Annotated in this window: 14 protein-coding genes; 10 read left to right on the forward strand and 4 right to left on the reverse strand. The window is 62.8% G+C overall.

Going from position 1 to position 18,690, the window contains the following annotated elements:
* The first annotated feature begins 1 nt into the window (after position 1).
* From ehuD to ACOOE1_RS00925, 7 genes are all read left to right on the forward strand, one after another.
* On the forward strand, positions 2-658 hold the full coding sequence (gene ehuD, locus ACOOE1_RS00895) for an ectoine/hydroxyectoine ABC transporter permease subunit EhuD (RefSeq protein ID WP_420404458.1): 657 nt from the start codon (positions 2-4) through the stop codon (positions 656-658).
* A 250-nt stretch (positions 659-908) separates the two neighbouring features.
* On the forward strand, positions 909-2,957 hold the full coding sequence (locus ACOOE1_RS00900; RefSeq protein WP_420404459.1) for an ABC transporter substrate-binding protein: 2,049 nt from the start codon (positions 909-911) through the stop codon (positions 2,955-2,957).
* 104 nt (positions 2,958-3,061) lie between these two features.
* Positions 3,062-4,072 (forward strand): ABC transporter permease, encoded by a 1,011-nt coding sequence (locus tag ACOOE1_RS00905; RefSeq protein ID WP_420404460.1) that lies wholly within the window; start codon positions 3,062-3,064, stop codon positions 4,070-4,072.
* Between the two features lie 4 nt (positions 4,073-4,076).
* On the forward strand, positions 4,077-5,273 hold the full coding sequence (locus tag ACOOE1_RS00910) for an ABC transporter permease (protein ID WP_420404461.1): 1,197 nt from the start codon (positions 4,077-4,079) through the stop codon (positions 5,271-5,273).
* Positions 5,273-6,280 (forward strand): ABC transporter ATP-binding protein, encoded by a 1,008-nt coding sequence (locus tag ACOOE1_RS00915; RefSeq protein WP_420404462.1) that lies wholly within the window; start codon positions 5,273-5,275, stop codon positions 6,278-6,280. Before ACOOE1_RS00910 ends, ACOOE1_RS00915 begins: the two co-directional genes overlap by 1 nt.
* The gene (locus tag ACOOE1_RS00920; RefSeq protein ID WP_420404463.1) at positions 6,277-7,260 is read left to right on the forward strand and encodes an ABC transporter ATP-binding protein; all 984 of its coding nucleotides are present in this window, start codon (positions 6,277-6,279) and stop codon (positions 7,258-7,260) included. Before ACOOE1_RS00915 ends, ACOOE1_RS00920 begins: the two co-directional genes overlap by 4 nt.
* Before the next feature lie 322 nt (positions 7,261-7,582).
* Positions 7,583-9,256: a hypothetical protein gene (locus ACOOE1_RS00925; RefSeq protein ID WP_420404464.1), complete on the forward strand. Its 1,674-nt coding sequence runs from the start codon at positions 7,583-7,585 to the stop codon at positions 9,254-9,256.
* Positions 9,257-9,259: 3 nt separating this feature from the next.
* Here ACOOE1_RS00925 and ACOOE1_RS00930 read toward each other — a convergent pair whose 3' ends face one another.
* Positions 9,260-9,940, reverse strand: a complete 681-nt coding sequence (locus ACOOE1_RS00930; protein WP_420404465.1) for a DUF7666 domain-containing protein — start codon at positions 9,938-9,940, stop codon at positions 9,260-9,262.
* 227 nt (positions 9,941-10,167) lie between these two features.
* Here ACOOE1_RS00930 and ACOOE1_RS00935 point away from each other — a divergent pair, with 227 nt between their 5' ends.
* From ACOOE1_RS00935 to ACOOE1_RS00945, 3 genes are read left to right on the forward strand one after another with little or no spacing between them, the layout of a single operon-like run.
* Positions 10,168-10,584, forward strand: coding sequence for a response regulator (locus ACOOE1_RS00935; RefSeq protein WP_420404466.1), 417 nt, complete (start codon positions 10,168-10,170; stop codon positions 10,582-10,584).
* The gene (locus ACOOE1_RS00940) at positions 10,581-11,498 is read left to right on the forward strand and encodes a chemotaxis protein CheW (RefSeq protein WP_420404467.1); all 918 of its coding nucleotides are present in this window, start codon (positions 10,581-10,583) and stop codon (positions 11,496-11,498) included. The genes ACOOE1_RS00935 and ACOOE1_RS00940 overlap by 4 nt, the downstream gene beginning before the upstream one ends.
* 4 nt (positions 11,499-11,502) lie before the next feature.
* On the forward strand, positions 11,503-14,691 hold the full coding sequence (locus ACOOE1_RS00945; RefSeq protein WP_420404468.1) for an Hpt domain-containing protein: 3,189 nt from the start codon (positions 11,503-11,505) through the stop codon (positions 14,689-14,691).
* 7 nt (positions 14,692-14,698) lie between these two features.
* Here ACOOE1_RS00945 and ACOOE1_RS00950 read toward each other — a convergent pair whose 3' ends face one another.
* The 3 genes from ACOOE1_RS00950 to ACOOE1_RS00960 are packed head-to-tail and all read right to left on the reverse strand — an operon-like array spanning position 14,699 to position 18,295.
* Complete coding sequence (locus tag ACOOE1_RS00950; RefSeq protein ID WP_420404469.1) at positions 14,699-15,784, reverse strand: CheB methylesterase domain-containing protein; 1,086 nt, start codon at positions 15,782-15,784, stop codon at positions 14,699-14,701.
* Entirely contained in the window at positions 15,781-16,620 is an 840-nt protein-coding gene (locus tag ACOOE1_RS00955; RefSeq protein ID WP_420404470.1) for a CheR family methyltransferase, read from the reverse strand. Before ACOOE1_RS00955 ends, ACOOE1_RS00950 begins: the two co-directional genes overlap by 4 nt.
* Positions 16,607-18,295, reverse strand: a complete 1,689-nt coding sequence (locus tag ACOOE1_RS00960; RefSeq protein WP_420404471.1) for a methyl-accepting chemotaxis protein — start codon at positions 18,293-18,295, stop codon at positions 16,607-16,609. The genes ACOOE1_RS00955 and ACOOE1_RS00960 overlap by 14 nt, the downstream gene beginning before the upstream one ends.
* Positions 18,296-18,690: the final 395 nt, after the last annotated feature.

An 18,690-nucleotide genomic window follows, 5' to 3' on the forward strand; every position in this document is an offset into this window, starting at 1 on the left:
CATGGAGTGGAGCTGGGATGTCGCCGCCGCCGTGACGCCGCGCCTTGCCTCGGGCCTGGTGGTGACGGTGCAGGCAACGCTCGTCGGGGCGTTCGTTGCCTATGTACTCGGCCTTGCGTTGGCCATCCTGAAAATGTCGCCGATCCGGCCGCTCGCCTGGATCTCCTATTGGTCGTCGGAATTCGTCCGCCGGACTCCGCTTCTCGTGCAGCTCTACTTCCTGTTTTATGTCCTGCCCGACCTCGGTATATTCTTGGAGCCCTTTGTCGCCGGGGTGATCGGGCTCGGCGTTCACTTCAGCACATATACCTCCGAAGTCTTTCGGGCCGGGATCGAGAATGTGCCGAAAGGGCAATGGGAAGCCGCCAGGTCGCTGAATTACAACGCTTTCCAGACATGGCGTTACGTCGTGCTGCCGCAGGCGATCCCGCCGATGATCCCGCCGCTCGCGAACTACCTGATCACGATGTTCAAGGAAACACCGCTACTAGCGGCGATCACCGTGGTCGAGCTTTTCAATGCCGCGAATATCTACAGCAACAGTCACTACAAATATCTGGAACCCATGACCCTTGTCGGAACGTTCTTCCTGCTGGTGTCGATTCCAGCGGCGTTTCTTGCAATGAGGCTGGAGAAAAAGTTCCAGCGGAAGGTGTAAAATCCGAGGCTTCGGATTCTGTTTTCCCTGACTCTAGAAATGCTGCGTCGCACCTAAAAAATCGCCAATTTTGCGCGAATGAATTACCTATGGGCGTGCGAATGAACGGGTTCGGCAACAAATCATGCTGGCGCGAGCGTCACAAAAGCGTCATCGTACTGCATTGCAATATTAATGAACGCAGAATAGCGTCGTCCGGTCCGGGTTCTTGGGTGGAGGGCTCGGAAAGCAAAAATCCTTGGGGGACTTCATGCGTAAAACACTCCTTTTGGCTGGCGTAGCGCTCTACGCCTTCGCGGGGACGGCGCTCGCCGACTGTCCGCAAATCACCGTCGCTGACATGAAGGGCGTGAAGGCCGGGGCCTTTCCGCAGCAGTACGAGCTGGCCGAGTTCGAAAGCGCCGCCGGCTGCAAACTCGCCTTTTCCGGCAATCCGAAAGCTGACGAGTTGAACGGCAAGATCCAGGGCAACGGCGCGCTGCCGCCGCTCGCCGAGAGACTGCCGGAAGAGCCGCTGGTCGTGGTGCCCTATGCCGAGATCGGAAAATATGGCGGTGTGCTTGACGGCCTGTCGAACGCGCCTGAAGCCGGGACATCCGACCTGCTCTCCGTGCGCCATGTCAGTCTGGTGCGCTATAGCGACGATCTGGCGACCATCGTGCCGAATGTCGCCAAGAGCTGGGAATGGAACGAAGACTTCACCAAGTTGACGATGAAGCTGCGCAAGGGCCACAAATGGTCCGACGGGGCGCCCTTCACGTCCGAAGACATCAAGTTCTGGTACGACGACATGGTGTTCGACGAGAACATCATCAAGAAGCCGAAGGACTATGTTCTCGTCGCCGGCAAGCGGATGACCGTCGAGGCTCCGGATCCGCAGACCGTGGTCTTCAATCTGCCGGCGCCGAAGCCGGGCCTGCTCGCCCATTTCGCGACGCACTATTCTCAGCCCTTCATGCCGAAGCACTTCCTCGGCCAGTTCCATCCGAAATACAACCCGGATGCGGACAAAAAGGCGGCGGAACTCGGTTACGAGAACGGCTATGCCGTGATCTCGGCCTATTACGGCAATTCGGACTGGACCGATACGCCGACCATCATGCTGTCGGATCCGGAAAAGGCGCCGAAGATGCCGAAAGGCGTCTATCCGACGCTTGAATCGCATATCGTCATCGCGGAAAGCACGGAAGGCCGCCGCCTGGTGGCGAACCCCTATTTCCACATGGTCGATACGGCGGGCAACCAGCTGCCATATATCAACGAGATCGACGAGGTGCACATCAACGAGAACGAGGTCCGCATCCTGAAGGCGGTCAACGGCGAGATCGACTACAAGTCGCAGTCGTTGCAGCTTCCGTCCGCGCCGATCCTGCTCGAGAACCAGGAAAAAGGCGACTATACCGTCGACCTGAAGCCGACGATCGCCATGCCGGTCTTCGCCTTCAACGTCACCTCGCCGGATGAAGAAAAGCGCAAGGTCTTCGGCGATCTGAAGTTCCGCCAGGCGATGTCCGTCGCGATGAACCGGGACGAGATCAACGAGGTTGCCTTCTTCGGACAGGGCAAGCCGAAGCAATATGTCGCCTTCTCCCCGACGCCGAAATTCGTCGATCCGAAATGGGAAGGTCACTACGCCCAGTTCGATCCGGACCTGGCGAAGAAGCTGCTCAATGAAATCGGTGTCGTCGACAAGGACGGCGACGGTGCCCGCGAGCTGCCGAACGGCGCGCCGCTGGTGCTGAACCTGCAGTTTGCCACTCAGGGCATGCCGGGGCAGGTCGCGGAACTGGTCGCGCAGCACTGGACGAATGTTGGCGTCAAGAGCACGGTCAAGGAGGTGACTCCGGACGAATACCGCTCGGCCCAGTCCTCCAACCAGCTCGATGTCCTGATGTGGCAGAAAGGCCAGCCGCTCGCGATCGTGCTTGGCAACTCGGAGCTGTTCCAGCCGCCGTTCGAAAACTATTTCGGCAGCCGAACCGGCATGCTCTGGGCCGAATATCTCGACAGCAACGGTGCCAAGGGCGTGAAACCGCCGGCCTATGTCGACGAGATGCTGGCCGATATCGACGCCTTCCAGTCGACCCTGGTCGGCACGCCGGAGAACGACCAGATCGGTCAGCGTCTGGTGAAGAACATGACCGGGAACCTGCTCTTCCTCGGCACGGTCCAGGCGCCGAACCCGATCTACCACCGGAACGCGCTGAAGAACTTCCCGGAGTTCAAGACCTGGTCCTACGAGTATTACAGGACCTACCCCTATCGCCCGCAGCAATGGTTCCTTGCTGACGAGAGCTGACATCTCCGCGCGGCGGGGCCGGTTTTGCACCGGTCCCGCCTGCGTCGGCTTTAGATCGATGACCTCGAGAGATCGGTCGATCTAAGACCGACGGAGGTGGGGATATGCTGAGATTCGTTCAATTCGTTTGCACGCGCGCGGCGATGGCCGTGTTCACGTTGCTGCTGGTGTCCTTCATCGTCTTCACGCTGATGGAGCTGGTGCCGGCGAACTGCGCCGAGCGTTACCTCGCCTTCAAGAACACCCAGGGCGAGCAGATCAGCATCGAGGACATCAAGGCGGAGGAACAGCGTCTCGGCCTCGACAAGCCCTATATCCAGCGCTGGGCGAGCTGGGTCGGGAATGTCTTTTTCAGGGGCGATTTCGGCGACAGCTGCATCCTGCGCGTGAATATCAACCAGTTGCTCGGCGAGAAGATCTGGATCTCGCTCGGGATCTGTTTCGTCGCGCTTCTGGTCGCTTACCTGATCGCCCTGCCTGTCGGCATCATATCGGCGACGGTGTCGAGCGCGTCGCTCAACAACAGTTTGCGTTTTGTCTCCTATCTCGGACTCGCACTGCCGAATTTCCTGCTCGCGCTGATGATCATGCTGTTCTCGACCATGGTCTTCGGCGACAGCCTGACGGGCATGTTCTCCAAGGAGTTCCGCGACGCGCCCTGGTCCTGGGAGAGAGTGCTCGACTTCCTTTCCCATGCCTGGCTCCCGATCTTCATCCTCGGCTGGTCGGCGACGGCCTTCGCGCTGCAGACCGTGCGGGCGCTGATGTCGGACGAGTACGGCAAGCTCTATGTCACCGCGGCGCGGGCCAGGGGCGTGCATGGACGCGCGCTGCTCTGGCGCTATCCGGCGCGGCACGCCCTCGGCCCGATCATCAATTCGCTCGGCTTTGACCTGAACCGTGTTTTCAACGAGCTGCCGATCGTCGCGGTCATCCTGACGCTCTCGGAAGCGGGGGCGCTGCTGCTCGAGGGGCTGGCGCGCTCGAACGACCAGCAACTCGCAGGCGCGATCATTTTCATGCTGACCGCGTCGATCGTGTCGTTGAACTTCCTGACGGACATTCTGCTGTCGATCATCGATCCGCGTGTCCGCAAGAGCGTGATGGGAGGCTGAGGCGATGGTCGATCAAACCTTGTCCGGGGCTCCCGCCAAGAATGCGGACCAGAAATCGAGGGAAGCCTATTTCACGGCGAGCCAGGCGCAGCTTGTCTGGGCCCGCTTCAAGAAGAACCGGTCGGCGATGGTGGCGGGCGGCGTGCTGATCGCGATCATCCTGATGGGGCTCTTCGCGCCCTTCCTCTCGCCCTACGATCCGACCATCGCCGGACGCGACAAGGACTATCAGAACGGTGCGCCGCAGATCCCGATGTTCTGCGATCACAACGGCTGTTCGGTACGTCCCTTCCTGCACACGCTGGAGCGGACCCGCTCCATCAAGACGAATTTCCGCTGGGTGACGAGCGTCAACACCGAGAAGCGGCGGTACGTCACCTTCTTGCCGAGCGGATGGGAATACCGGCTGTTCAGCTTCCAGCTAGACCTGCCGGGGGACGCGCTGGATATCGACATACCCGGGATCAAGATGACCACGCACCTCTTCGGCATCGAGGAGGGCGGGATCCATATCTTCGGCACGGATCACGGCGGCAAGGACATCTTCTCGCGTACCCTGCATGCGATCTACACCTCGCTCGCGGTCGGCACGATCGGCGTCTTCATCAGTTTCGTGCTCGCGCTGATCATCGGCGGGGCCTCTGGCTATTTCGGGGGCGTGACCGACGGCGTGCTGCAGATGATCACCGACGCGGTGCGGACGGTGCCCGCAATCCCCCTCTTCATGGCGCTCGCCGCCTTCGTGCCAGACGAATGGAGCTCGGAGGCCCGGTTCTTCTTCATCTCCATCATCCTCGGTTTCATCGGCTGGCCGACCCTGGCGCGGCGCGTGCGCACCCACCTGTTGACGGAACGGAATCAGGAATATGTGCTGGCGGCGAAGCTTTGCGGGGCGTCGCCGGGGCACATCATCGGCCGCCATCTGCTGCCGAGCTTCACCAGCTACATCATCGTCGATCTGGTGATTTCCTTCCCCTACATGGTGCTTTCGGAGACTGCGCTCAGCTTTATCGGACTCGGTCTCAAGGAGCCGGTCAATTCGCTCGGCGTGATGCTGCAGAACGTCACCAGCGCCGACGTGCTGCTGAACTACCAGTGGTACTTCATACCGGTCGTTTTCTTCGTCGGCATGGTGCTCGCCTTCGTCTTCGTCGGAGACGGACTGCGGGACGCGGCCGACCCCTATTCGGATCACAAGTGATGACGGCACCGCTTCTTTCCGTGCGCGACCTGACGGTCCAGTTCAGGACCGACGAGGGCCTGATCACCACCGTCGACAATGTCTCTTTCGATATCGCCGCCGGCGAGGTGCTGGGCCTTGTCGGCGAGAGCGGCTCGGGCAAATCGGTGACCGCGAAGGCGCTGATGAAGCTCAATGCGGGCAACACCGTCTACGGAGCAGACAGCCGGATCACCCTCAATCTGGAGGAGGGCCCGATCGATGTGCTCTCTCTGAAGCGCGCCAAAGAGCTGAACGTGGTCCGTGGCGGCGCGATTTCGATGATCTTTCAGGAGCCGATGGCGAGCTTCGCACCGGCAATCTCGATCGGCGACCAGATGGTCGAGCAGTTGCTGCTGCATTCCGCGATGAACAAGAAGCAGGCACGGGAACTCTCGATCGAGATGCTCGACCGGGTCGGCATCTCCGACGCGGGCAAGCGGATCGACCAGTACGCCTTCGAGTTCTCCGGCGGCATGCGCCAGCGGGCGATGATCGCGATGGCGCTCTCGACGAGGCCGAAGCTTCTGATCGCCGACGAGCCCACGACGGCGCTTGACGTGACCATTCAGGCGCAGGTCATCGACCTGATGAAAGACCTGATCGACGAGTTCGGCATGGCGATCCTGTTCATCACCCATGACCTTGGCGTGATCGCGCAGACCGCCGACCGGGTCGCGGTGATGTATCTCGGCCGGGTCATGGAAACGGGCAGCGTGCGGGAGGTAATCCGCACGCCGGCCCATCCCTACACGCAGGGGCTGCTGAATGCGCTTCCGAAGCTGGACAGGCTGGACGAGCCGCTAACCCCGGTTCCGGGCGATATCCCGAGTCCGCTTGAGCGGCCGGAGGGGTGTGTCTTTCACACGCGCTGTCCGAAGATGATCCCGGGCACCTGCGACAGTCTGCGGCCCGATGCCGTGACTGTCTCCGAGAGCCATTCCGCGGCCTGTGTCGCGGTGGAGTCCGCCATGGAGGCCGCATCATGACCCTTCAGAGCCATATTCAGGTCAACCGTCTCTCGGTTCATTACGGTGTCGGGGGCGGCCTCTTGGGCGGCGGCGGGGTTCTCAAGGCTGTGGACGACATTTCGCTCGAGATCCCGCGCGGCTCGTTCTTCGGGCTGGTCGGCGAGAGCGGGTCGGGCAAGACGACTCTCGGCCGCGCGATCCTGAAGGCGGCGCCGATCTCCGAAGGTGAGGTGCGGTATGTCGACGAGGAGGTCGATTACGACATCGGCCGGCTCGGCAAGAGAGAACTGAAGGACTACCGCAAGCGGACCCAGTTGATCTTCCAGGATCCCTATGCGGCCCTCAGCCCGCGCATGACCGTGCGCGACATTATCGCCGAGCCGATCGAGGTCATGAAGCTGACGAAATCCCGGGCGGAAACCGACGAGCGCGTGCGTGAGATCGCCGCCAGGTGCCGGCTCAACCTTGAACATCTCCGGCGCTTTCCGCATGCCTTCTCGGGCGGTCAGCGCCAGCGCATCTCGATCGCCCGCGCGCTCGTCTGCCAGCCGAAATTCCTGGTCGCGGACGAAAGCGTCGCCGCGCTCGACGTCTCCATTCAGGCGGACATCCTCAACCTTCTGAAGTCGCTGCAGAAGGATATGGACATCACCTTTCTCTTCATCAGCCACGACCTCAGTGTTGTCGCCCATACCTGCGACTACGTCGCGGTGATGTATCTCGGCGCGATCGTCGAGATGGCGCCGAGCCGGGAGCTCTTCACCGCGCCGAAGCATCCCTATACCAAGGCCCTGCTTTCCGCGATCCCGTCTCTCGATCCCGACGACCGGGGTACGGCGCAGAAGCTGGAGGGGGAGATTCCATCGCCGCTCAACAAGCCGAGCGGCTGCCGTTTCCATACCCGATGCCCGATCGCGACCGCGCGCTGTTCGGTGGAGACACCTCAATGGGAGGCCCATTCGCCGGGCCATTTCGCCGCCTGTCACTTCGCGGAATAGCGGCCATGTGTCCGAATTGAGCGGACACTGTATTATCCAAGCTTCATACTGCCGTTCCCGGTACGGGTGCCTGTGGTCGCGGCATACGTTTTTTGTTTTGCGAAATCAGCAGGTTCGCATTGGAGCTTGTTTCGATGTGGAAGTTGGGTAAGATTCGATTAGCAATAAATTCGCGCGATAATCGATTGATCTTGCGGGTCAGAACGCCGCAGTAGCGGTCGGTAGTGAATAGACAGAATGTCAGTGCGGGTAATAGCCAGTGTTCGGACGCTCTAAAGCAGTCTTCGAGGTACTTTCGCTTCGCGATGGGTCCTGGTCCATCGTGGCCACGGCCACGAGCAAGGATGAAGGCCAGGCAGAAGCGCTGAAAGTCATGTCTCGCGCCGGGACGGAAGGTGTCCGCGTCATCCAGGATACCGGCAAGTCGATTCATGATCTGAAGCCGGAAGACATCCTTTTCGAAAAGCTGAAGCCGAAGGGTGAAGAGAAAGTCTTCATCCAGAATATCGACGACGCTCCGCTCTGCTACGAGCTTTCGGATTTCTACGAAGGTGAGGGGCGGCAGACGATCAACCGGCTGTTCCGCGCCTATCTCGACAAGCACAACATCACCGCGAGCGAGGCGCTGCATTCCGCTCGCGAGATGAAACGGCTGCTGGACGACGGCACGCTGCTTTTCTCGGCCGTTGCCAAGGTTGCAACTTTCCAGGCGGCGAAACTTGAGGACTCGAACGCGAACGATCGGCGCGAGACCCTGTTCGCCTTTGTCGATCACATAAACGCAGCGGCGCAGAAGACCCTGCAGCGCCCGATGCCCCGGATCCGCGATGTCGGGTTCAACGAGGCCATTGCCGAGATCAAGGCGTCTATCAAGGAGGGCGAAGACCGCGGCTACCTGATTCGCTCGGCCATAACGACAGAACTGGTCGAGAACCGGAGCTATCTCGGCAAGCTTGCTCAGTGCATCGACTGGGCGGTGATCTGCGAAGATCCCGACGCGATGCTCGACATAGATATCTTCATTTCCGACATCCTGCAGAATGCGGAAGTCCTGAAGGACATGCTCGGACACCAGCGGGACACCGGCAGCGCGCTCGTCACCATGATCTGCTTCGCCGGCGGTGAGCCGCTTGGCGAGGAGCCGGAGAACCTGACTCCGGAGCATCCGGACTATACGAACATTCAACTGAACAAGTTGATCGGCGCCGGCAAGCTGCCGGAAAGCCAGGCGGTCCTTGTCGACCGGGTTCGGCGGCAGCTCGAAGGTATCGGTCCGCTCTCGAAAGGGGACCGCGAAGAAGAGCGCGAAGTCTTCCACGGCCTGCTGCAGAAGCTGATCCCGGACTGCAACATGGTCGGCGGGCCGGACATGGCGGAAGCCGTCACCGCGCGGCAATCGACCATCATCAACAAGGGGGGCCAGAAAGGCATGAAGGAGGCGGCGGCCTCCATGCTGCCGGCGCTGGCCGACCCTGCGCGCAAGGCGGCCTATCTTCTGTCATTGCTCGAGAGCAAGCTCGGCAAGGACCTGCTGCGCACGGATATCGACACCCATCTCGATGCCATGTTCGTCAGCACGCCGACCCTGAACCATCTGGTGCGCGAGAAATTGCCGCCGAACAAGAAGATGGCGAAGGTCACGCAGATCTTCCACAAGATCAAGGAAAGCTCCCTGCCGGAACCGCGCAAGGAGGAACTGACCAGCCGGATCGACGATCTGCTCGCCTCCTACATCGTCGACGGCAAGATCCTCGACAAGATCGACGGCTCGGACAAGCCTCTGCATATCAAGGCCTTCATGCTGGTCAGCATGGTGCAGCCGGAAATGCTACCGAAGGGGAAGGCCTCGAACATGGCCCGGCAGATTATTGTCAATCACCTGAAACGCCCGAATTTCGAAGCCGAACTGGTGTCGCAGATTCCCGATCCGCAGGATCAGGCCAACACGCTGCGCAAGTTCCACGAGCAGCTGCACCGCTGCGGCTTCTTCGGCTGAGGATCAGCCAATCTCCATCTCGAGTTCATCGGCGAAATCGCCCCATTCATCCTCGTCGCCCGCCGCGGTCCGTGCCGCTTCGACGAGGCTTTCCAGGAGGTTGTCATAGCGCGCCCAGGTCTCGGCATCGCCGCGCGCCTTGTTCGCGGCCCAGGCAGCGGCCAGAGCGGTCGCACGGGCTTCGTGCGTGCGGGCCGCGGCGGCGCGCGCCGCCTCGGCAGCGGCAGCGGCCGTCACCTTGTCCGCGAGAACGTATGTGCGCGAGAGTTCTCGCGCTTCCGCCCGGGCGGAAACCCGGAAATTTTCGTTCCCGGACTCGAGGAACCTGCGGACATCGCCCGGCATCTCCCAGAGATCGGCAACGTCGAGCGCGACCTTGCGCGCAAACTCCCGCAGCAGTTCCTCGCCCTCGACGCGCCAGAGAATGGTCCGCGCGGCGCAGACCAGCTTGTCGTCCTGCCGGGCGGAAACGCCGTCGCACTCAACCCGGCAGATCGTGTTCCCGGGGGCGAACTTCAGCGCATCAAGCACGCGCGCGGAGGCGTGCAGCCCCGATTGGCAAAGCGCGACCGGAGCTCCGTGATCGAGCCTTTCGCCGTCGGCAGGAACTGGCCTGCCGTCGCGCATCCCTTCGTCGACAAAGTGCCAAGCGAGCAGTCCCGCGGATCCGTTCTGATCTGTCATCTTCTGCCTGTCCGAAACCTTCTGTCGGTGCCGGGGTATCGTCCTACGGCGCAGGCCAAAGGGCAACCTCTTGATGCAGGGATCGAATCCGGGCCCGGCCGGGACACCGGAAACAGCGAATTCACACCGTCGAGACGCAAAATGCCGGTAGGCAAAGCCGAAGCGATATGGAACCATGAAACCATTGATTCGAGGATGGTTTCCACCTGCCGGCGAGCGGTTTTCTGATGGCCAAGGTTCTGATTGTCGATGATTCCCGTCTGGTGCGCCTGACGATCAAGACGATCCTCGATCGCGCGGAGGACATGGAAGTCGTCGGTGAGGCCGAGAACGGCCGCGAAGGCGTGGACATGGCGAAGGAACTGAACCCGGATGTGGTGACGCTCGATATCGAGATGCCGGTCATGAACGGAATCGAGTGCCTGCGCCGGCTCCGCATCCTGTCGCCCGCAAAGGTGATCGTGCTTTCCTCCCTCACTCACCCGGCATCCCCGAAAGCGGTGGAAGCACGACTTGTCGGCGCCGATGCGGTGATCGGAAAGCCGTCTGGTTCGGTCAGCCGGGACGTCGATGCGAGCGGCGGTAACCTCCTGGTGGAGACGATCCACCGCGTGATGGGGGCCGGTGGGCAGGTGACGGCATGAGCGCGGTCGGAAGCATATACGAAACCCAGAAGATCCCGGTTCTACTCTTCCAGTCGGATGACCGCCGCTATGGCGTGATGCTGTCCAGTGTCCGCGAAGTGGTCGAGATCGAGGACATGGAGCCGATCGAGGGCGAGGATGCCGAGTATATCGGCGTCATGGTGCTGCGGAAGGAGCCGATTCCCCTGGTCGTGGTACGCGCCGGCGCGCACGAGCCCGAGACGGACCTGCCGATGTGCATCGTCCTGCAGCGCGGCCATGCGGTTATCGGTCTCGCGGTGCAGAAGATCATCGGAATCCGGAATTTCGATCCGGCCCATCCGACCAAGGGGCTGACGGCGTCCGAACAACCGCAGCATGCCTATCTCGACGAGCAGGGCAAGATCGTCCAGGCGGTCGATCCGGACCGCTGGTTCAATGCTCAGAACATGCTGCCGCTGCTTGCCGACCAGCGTGCGCTCCGGCTCGTTCCCGACACGGCGGAAAAGGTCGAGAAGGCGCGCAAGACCTATATGGCGCTGACGGTGAAGAACCACCTCTATGCGGTCGACTCCAGCCTGGTCGAGCGCGCGGTGGACGATGTCGGCACCACGCCGCTGCCCAAGCGTCCGGGCGTCCGGCTCGACTCGGTGATCGAGGTCAGCGGCAGCGTGCTCCCGGTGCTGCGCCTGACCGAGGGCGGGTTCGAAAGCCAGACCATCCATATCATCGTGAATTACTTCGACCAGAAATGGGCGATCGCGACCGAACAGGTGCTCGGCATCGTCTCCGACGAGAGCCCGACAGGACCGGCGACGGACGAATCCCAGGCACGGGTGATCTCCCATAAGGGCGCGTTCCACGAAGTGATCGACCTCGCGGCGCTGATCGCGCAGTCGGTGCCCGACTTCGTGCGTTCCGACGGGAGGGGGTGAGTCGATGAACGGCTTCGACGACGGTCCCGGCGCGGAAATGTGGGAGCTCTTCGAGCAGGAGAGCGAGGATTATCTCGGCCAGATCGAAAGCCTGCTGTCCGGCAGTGCGTCCGATCTGGTGAACCCGGAGACGATGAGCGCGTTGTTTCGCGCGATGCATTCCCTGAAAGGGGTTTCCGCATCGCTTGGTCTGACCGGCATCGAACTCGTGGCGCATCATGCCGAGGATCTGCTGGACCTGTTCCGCAACGGCGAGGCGCAGCCGGACGAGGCGACGCGCGACCTGCTGCTGCAAACCGCAGATACGCTGATCGCATTGCGCGAGAATTGCGTTGGCGACCGCGTCGACGCGCCGGCCGACATGCATCTCGTCGCCCAGTTGTCGCAGGCGAAAGCGCAGCTCAGAAGCGGTGGCGCCGTCCAGCCTCCGCAGGCGGCTCCCCAGCCGGCGCCGGAGCCGGCTGCGGCGCCAGACGAACCTGTTCCGGCTCCCGAACCGGCGCCTCTCCCGTCCCCGCCGCCGGTCCAGGAGGAAGAGGAGGACGCCGCGCCGGCCGGGCAAATGTCCATGCAGGTCTCGCAGGCTCCGGCCGATCCGTCCGAGCCGGAATTCCGGCCCGAGACGGTCGAGCCGTTCGCCGCGGTGGTGAAGAGCGAACTCGGCCAGCTCGCCGAAGCTCTGGAAAGCCCGGAGCTGGAGTCCCTCGATGCGCAGGGCATATCGAGCTCGATCCTGGCGATAAGGGAAGTGGCGAACGAGGTGGGCTATCTGGGGATTGCCACGGTTCTCGACGGTGTCGCCGAACAATTGAGGGATCCGGAGAGTCTCGACAAGACCGAGCTCACCCGCGGCCTTTGCATATTCGTCCATCGACTCCGCGTGCTGTCGGAGCTGGCCGAGTCCGGGATCGCCATGGATGACGTGGACGATTCCATGTCGCCGCATATCTCCCGCGAAGCCCGTGAGGTGGTCGACCGGCTGTCGGTTGAGGGCGGGGCGCCGCGTGACTGGGAACTGGTCGGTATTCTCGCCCGTGCACTCGGCGTGCAACGGATTTCCGCGTTGGCGCGTCTTTCGAGTGAACTGACGATTCAGGATGGCTGGCAGGACCGGCCGGGCGCGTTCGACACGCTCGACGAGATCCGCCGTGAGAGCCAGGTGATCGGAATCGAGGGGCTGAACGTCGCCTCGCTCGATATGCGTCGGGAAACCTACGATCGTCTGCGCGACCGTATGGCGCTGCTGCTGACCAATGCCGAGGCTGCCGTGGCCGAACTGCGGACCTCGCTCGGGGACGAGATCTTCAACTCGCTCTCACCGGATGCCCGGCAGCAGATCGCGGACTACCTGAAAGAGCCGAACGCGAACCTGCTCGAGATCCAGGCCAAGCTGCCGGACGGGCCGGCCTCAACCCAGCAGATCATGGAGCGGATCTACCGGGAACGCGTGATGTCCAATCGCGTCCTGGTCGATATCGATCCGGAACTCTACCAGTTCCTGATCGGGGTGAAGGGCCCGCACGAGCCTCTGATGGCGTCGCTCCAGGGCATCGACGGTGCGGCGCGGGCGCTGCAGTCCTGGGCGGTTCTCGCCAGCAACGCGGTGCAGAATGCGGCGACCCCGCCTCAGACCACACCGCCGCAACCCGCACAGCCCCCCTCCGCAGAACCGGCGAACGTTCTTCATGTCGGCGACGACTGGACCGTCGGACAGACCGCGGGTCGCCCGGCTGCGCCACCGCCTCCGCAACAACAGGCGCCTCGACCGTCCTCGCCGCAGCAGCAGAAGGCTTCGTCTGCGCCATCCACGCCGCCTGAATCCGGGGCGCCGCCACTGGCGGCCGAGCAATCTCAGCTCGAGCCGGTCGCGTCCGACGCGAAGATGCCGACCGAGCGCGCGGAAGGTGGCGTGCCGGGCCGCAATGTCGGCGGCGGTTCGCTCCGCGTTTCGTCGGAACTGGTCGACAATTACCTCGATACCGTGGCCGAACTCCGGCTTTGCATATCCCGCATCGAGCAGGGTGCCTCGGAAGCCGGGTTCGCCAGCACCATCTCGGAGCTCAGGTCGCTAGCCAAGCAGACCGGCGCACGAAAGGCCGAGCGCCTCAACCTTGCCGCGGGCCATATCGACGAAGCCGGGAAGATGCTCGCGAACCAGATCGCCAAGGCCGAGACGACGTTGCGGATGCTGCACTCGGTCACCCTGCAGCTCCGGGTCGTACCGATCAGTATCGTTCTCGGGCGGATGCCGCGGCTGGTCCGCGATCTGTCCCGCAGTCTCGGAAAACAGGTCAATCTGGAGATCGAGGACGGGGACATCCAGATCGACAAATCTATGGTCGAGGCGCTCATGGAGCCGATGGTTCACATGATCCGCAACGCGATGGATCACGGCATCGAGCCGGCGGACGAGCGGGTCCGGCTGGGCAAGCCGGAGAAGGCGACGCTCACCCTCGAGGCGACCCAGAACGGCAATGTCGCGCAGATCATGATCGCCGACGATGGCCGCGGCCTGAACTCCGGGCGCATCCGGTCGAAGGCGATCGAGCGTGGGCTGATCTCAGATCAGGACGCATCGCGGATGTCCGAGCGGGAGACCCAGCGTCTGATTTTCGCGCCGGGATTCTCGACCGCCGCGGCGGTGACGGAAACCTCCGGCCGCGGAGTCGGCATGGATGTGGTGCTGACAACCATCCGGAGGCTCGGCGGGGCGATCGATATCGACAGCATCGAGGGCGAGGGCACGAAGTTCTATCTGAGCTTCCCTGTCTCGGCGGCGCTGCAGCGCATCGTGGTGGTGACGGATGGCGAGCGCGATCTCGGGCTCCCGGAACGTGCCATTGTCGAGGTTATCGAGGTGCGGCGCAGTGCAATCCAGAAAGTCGGCGAACTCGCCGGAATCCAGCACCGGGACGGTTTCCTGCCGGTGCGCTCCATCGAGACGATGCTTGGTTGGGAGACGCCGGAGGCCGCGGCCAACCAGGCCGCTATGCCTGTTGTCATCATCGGCACGCCGCAGCGCCGGGTCGGTGTCGCGGTCGCTCGGGTGAAGCGCCGTCAGGAAGTCTTCATGAAGGAACTGCACCCGGCGCTGAACGCCGTTGACGTGCTGGCGGGGGCGACGGTGATGGGCGAGGGACAGCCGCTCCTGGTGCTCGACCCGGAGACTTTGATCGCGATCGCGGGCGGTTGACGGGAGGTTATTTCGGCAGCTGAAGCGTGACGCCGGCGATCCAGTTCGCAATCTTCTGCAGCGGCAGGACAGTGTCGGCGGCCTTTTCCTCGAACGCGACCTTGGGCATGCCGTAGACGATCGAGGTCTCCTCGTCCTGGGCGGCGGTACGGGCTCCCGCCTGGCGCATGGCAAGCAGTCCGTTCGCGCCGTCGCGTCCCATGCCGGTCAGGATCACCCCGACAGCCTTCTTGCCGAGTTCCTGGGCAGCGGATTTCATCATCACATCGACGGCCGGGCAGTGGCCGCCGACGCGCTCGCTCTCTCCTAGCGCGGTCCAGATCCCCTTGTTGCCCTTGCGCAGCCTGAACTGCCGGTCGCCCGGCGCGATGACGGCATGGCCGGGGCGCAGCGCCTGACCGTCATGGGCAAGTTCCACATCGATCCGGCAGGATTGATCCAGCCGCTTGGCGAAGTCGGCGACGTAGTCCTTCGGCATATGCTGTACGATGGCGACCGGCGGACAGTTCCGGTCAAGTCCCGAGAGAACGGCAAGCAGCGCGTCGGTCCCGCCGGTGGATGCGCCGATGCAGATCACCGTTCCGAGATAGGGAGGGCCGTCATGCTCGACGGGGCGGGATTTCTCCGGCGCGGAAGGTGCTGGTGCGCGCGCCTCTGCCGCTTGCGGCGGGGACTGTACGGGCTTCCCCCGAGGTCGGTCGCGCCGCGCCTGCCGCATGGCGGCTTCGAGTTTCGGCGAGGCGGCGCGCAGCTCCTCCCGGATGTCCAGCTCGGGGATGGAGATGTGCTGGGAGCCGGCAATCTTGAGATCCGCGGCGACGTTTCGGCCTTCGCCGCTCTCGCCGGCGGTGACGAGCAGGGTCGGCCGGTCCGCCGCCTTCACCAGAGAGAAGACGCTTTTCAGTCCGGAGAAGTCGGCGTCGCGCGCCGCGAGCACCACGAGAGAGGCAGCGGTGAGCCGCTCCGGGGTCGCGCGCGTCTGGGAGACAGCCGTGACGGTTGCACCGTCGGCAAAGAGCGTGACGCTCTCTGTAACCACCTTCCGCAGCAACGGGTCGAGGGCGACGACCAGGATTTCACCGGCGGCGTTCAAGTCTTCGCTTTCTTCCGGAAGATGGCCGGCTGGACCTGGTCGAGATAGATCCGTGCGTGGTCCGGGTTGTCGGTGTGGCCGATAAACAGGTATCCACCCGGCGCCAGCATATTGCTCAGGTTCCGCACCAGGTCCTCCCTCGTCGCATCATCAAAATAAATCATGACGTTGCGGCAGAGTACCAGATGGTACCGTCCGCGTAACTTATCGAGCGGCTCGGTCAGATTGAGCCACCGGAACATCACGTCGTCCCGCACCGGTTTGATCACCCTGTAGGTGTCGTCGCCGAGATATTCGAGATATTTCTGCTTCCAGTGCGGGGGCATGTGACGGAACAGGTCGGACCGGTATTCACCGATCGTTCCCCGGCGCAAGGCGGCGGTGGCGATGTCCGTCGCGAGAACGCCGGCATCGAGATCCTGATAATGCGGGCCGAAATATTCCCGCATCGCCATCACGACGGAATAGGCCTCCTCGCCGGCGGCCGCCGCCGCGCTCCAGATCCGGATATCGCGCGAGCGCTCCCGCTTCAGTCGTTCGGAGAGTTCGGGAAGCAGCCGCTTCGTCAGAAACTCGAAATGCGCGGGTTCCCGGTAGAAATAGCTGTGATTGGTCGAGAGATGCTCGACTACGTTGATGAGCAGTTCCTCTCGTCCGTCGCTCCTGGCCTCGCGCAGAAGGTCGGGGATCGAGCCGTGCCCGGACATGTTCAGAAAGCCGCGCAGACGCGAATCCAGAAAACTCTCCGCGTTCGCCGGTACGATGATGCCGAATTTGTGATGCGCCAGACGGCGGAGTTCGTCGAACTCCGCCCTGATCAGGTCAGTATTTTCCAAAATCGCCCGACGTGATCTTGTCTTCCTGCGTCTCGTGCTTTCCGCCCTGATCCTTGTCCGTCGCCGGCTGCGGCGCGGGAGCGTCTTCTGACGGCGCAGGCGCGTGGCTGCCGTTCAGCTTGAAGCGGGAAACCGATTCCTGCAGCTCCCGGCCCCGGCCGGCGAGAGCGCCGGAGGTGGCGGCCATCTGCTGGGCCGCCGCCGCGTTCTGCTGGATCACGGTGTTGAGACGGTGGATCGCGACGTTGATCTCGTCCGCGCCCACCGACTGCTCCTCGCTCGCGGCGGTGATGCCCTGGACGAGGTCCTTCGTCCGGGTGATCTCCGGCAGCAGGTCGTTGAGCAGGCGATTGGTATTCTCCGCCGCCTCCCGACCGTCCGCGGATGCGTCCTGGATTTCGCTCGCCGCTTGCTTGGAAATCTCCGCCAGGCGCGAGACTTCGGAGGCGACGACGGCGAAGCCTCGGCCGTGCTCGCCCGCCCGCGCGGCTTCGACCGAGGCGTTCAGTGCGAGCAGCTCGATCTTGCGGGTGATTTCCTCGACCACGAGGATCTTGTCGGAGATATCCTTCATCGCGGCGGCGGTCGCGGTCATCGCATCGGCGCAACGGCCGGCTTCCGTTGCCATCCGTTCGGAGACCTTCTCTGTTTCCTCCGCATTCTTGGCGTTCTGACGGATCCCGGCGGTCATCTCCTCCATGGCGGCGGAGGTTTCCTGCACGCTGGAGGCCTGGTCGTTCACGCCGTCCGAGACCTGCTGCGCGGTCTGACGGAGCTCGCTGCTTCCGCTCGTCACGCCGCCGGAAACCATGCGGATGGTGCCGAGCATGTCCTGCAGGTTCTTCTGCATTGCGTCGATGGCCTTCATGACGCGGCCGATCTCGTCATTCGACCCGGTGACCGGAACCGGCGCCGTGAGGTCGCCGGCAGCGAAGCGGTCGACCGCGGCGACGGCCGCGTTGAGGCGACGCCGGATGCCGAAGGCGAGGGGAAGACCGACGATGAGCGAGAGCGAGACCGCGACGACGGCCGCGATCGTCAGGCTGCTGATGGCGCGCTGTTCCGCGGCGTGGATGGTGTCGACCGACTCGGTGGTCATGGCATTCACCTTGTCGAGCAACTGATGCACATGCGTATTGAGGCGTTTCTGGACGTCCTCGATCTTGGTGGTGTGAATGCTGAGATGCGAGAGCCGGGGAATGCGGTCGCCGGCAGCCTTAACAAGGGCCCGAAGCTGGGTCGTCACGACCTGGCCGGTCTTGCTGATCTCATCGTGTTCGGCCTCAATTTCGGCCAGCAGTTTATGAACCTCGGCATATTCGAGGCCGCGATCTCCGCCGGCATCGATCGCGGGCTTCAGGAGCTTGTTGATTTCCGAGAATTTCTCGTCAACCGCGCTACCGAGGGTTACAAAGTTCGCGAGATGATCGTCTGCCTCGCCCCCGCGTCCCTGTGCGGCAACCGAGATCGCGATGTGGATCGCCATTTCCTGCTGCAACTGCAGTTCGACTGCGGAACCGACCAGCATGGCGATGGGGGTGTCTGTTTCCGTGATCTGTTCCACCTGCGACTTAACGTCGGACATGGTCCAGATTGCGAACCCGGCGAAGCCGCAGAGCGCGGCGGCCATGAAGAGAACCAAAGCGGTCAGCTTCGTGGACAAATTCAATGACATTGATGTGGCCCCCTGATTTTCCCGATCGGCCCACGCAGCCCTGCGTTCTGTCGGGCGAATTTACATTGAATTCCAGTATATCTTCGTGATCACCGCAGTGCAGCCTCTTAATTGGCCGCCTCGGCATACAATTGCAGCCAATACTAGTTGCGACGCAGGACTTTAGAGATCCTTTAGCGGTATTCGCCTCGGGCGGGGATTGCCTCGGGGAGGCGGCTCCCCGCCGCGTGCCCAACCGAATCGGGGTGAATGCTGGAGCGAGAGACGGTTGCGGAGCCGGTGTGGCGGGCGCCGGAGGAGGGGCCTACCCGTGCGCCTCGCGACGCACGGGCCAGGGTCGAGTGGTGCAACAACAACCCCGCACGGGAGCCGAAGCCCCAGCCAGAGATGCTCTT

Source organism: Nisaea sp. (assembly GCF_965216895.1).
In the GTDB taxonomy this organism is placed as follows: Bacteria; Pseudomonadota; Alphaproteobacteria; order Thalassobaculales; family Thalassobaculaceae; genus Nisaea.

Bases quoted from the DNA above. Each gene is read 5' to 3' on its own strand.
- ehuD (WP_420404458.1), top strand. From the start codon at position 2: ATGGAGTGGAGCTGGGATGTCGCCGCCGCCGTGACGCCGCGCCTTGCC.
- ACOOE1_RS00900 (WP_420404459.1), top strand. From the start codon at position 909: ATGCGTAAAACACTCCTTTTGGCTGGCGTAGCGCTCTACGCCTTCGCG.
- ACOOE1_RS00905 (WP_420404460.1), top strand. From the start codon at position 3,062: ATGCTGAGATTCGTTCAATTCGTTTGCACGCGCGCGGCGATGGCCGTG.
- ACOOE1_RS00910 (WP_420404461.1), top strand. From the start codon at position 4,077: ATGGTCGATCAAACCTTGTCCGGGGCTCCCGCCAAGAATGCGGACCAG.
- ACOOE1_RS00915 (WP_420404462.1), top strand. From the start codon at position 5,273: ATGACGGCACCGCTTCTTTCCGTGCGCGACCTGACGGTCCAGTTCAGG.
- ACOOE1_RS00920 (WP_420404463.1), top strand. From the start codon at position 6,277: ATGACCCTTCAGAGCCATATTCAGGTCAACCGTCTCTCGGTTCATTAC.
- ACOOE1_RS00930 (WP_420404465.1), bottom strand. From the start codon at position 9,940: ATGACAGATCAGAACGGATCCGCGGGACTGCTCGCTTGGCACTTTGTC.
- ACOOE1_RS00935 (WP_420404466.1), top strand. From the start codon at position 10,168: ATGGCCAAGGTTCTGATTGTCGATGATTCCCGTCTGGTGCGCCTGACG.
- ACOOE1_RS00940 (WP_420404467.1), top strand. From the start codon at position 10,581: ATGAGCGCGGTCGGAAGCATATACGAAACCCAGAAGATCCCGGTTCTA.
- ACOOE1_RS00945 (WP_420404468.1), top strand. From the start codon at position 11,503: ATGAACGGCTTCGACGACGGTCCCGGCGCGGAAATGTGGGAGCTCTTC.
- ACOOE1_RS00960 (WP_420404471.1), bottom strand. From the start codon at position 18,295: ATGTCATTGAATTTGTCCACGAAGCTGACCGCTTTGGTTCTCTTCATG.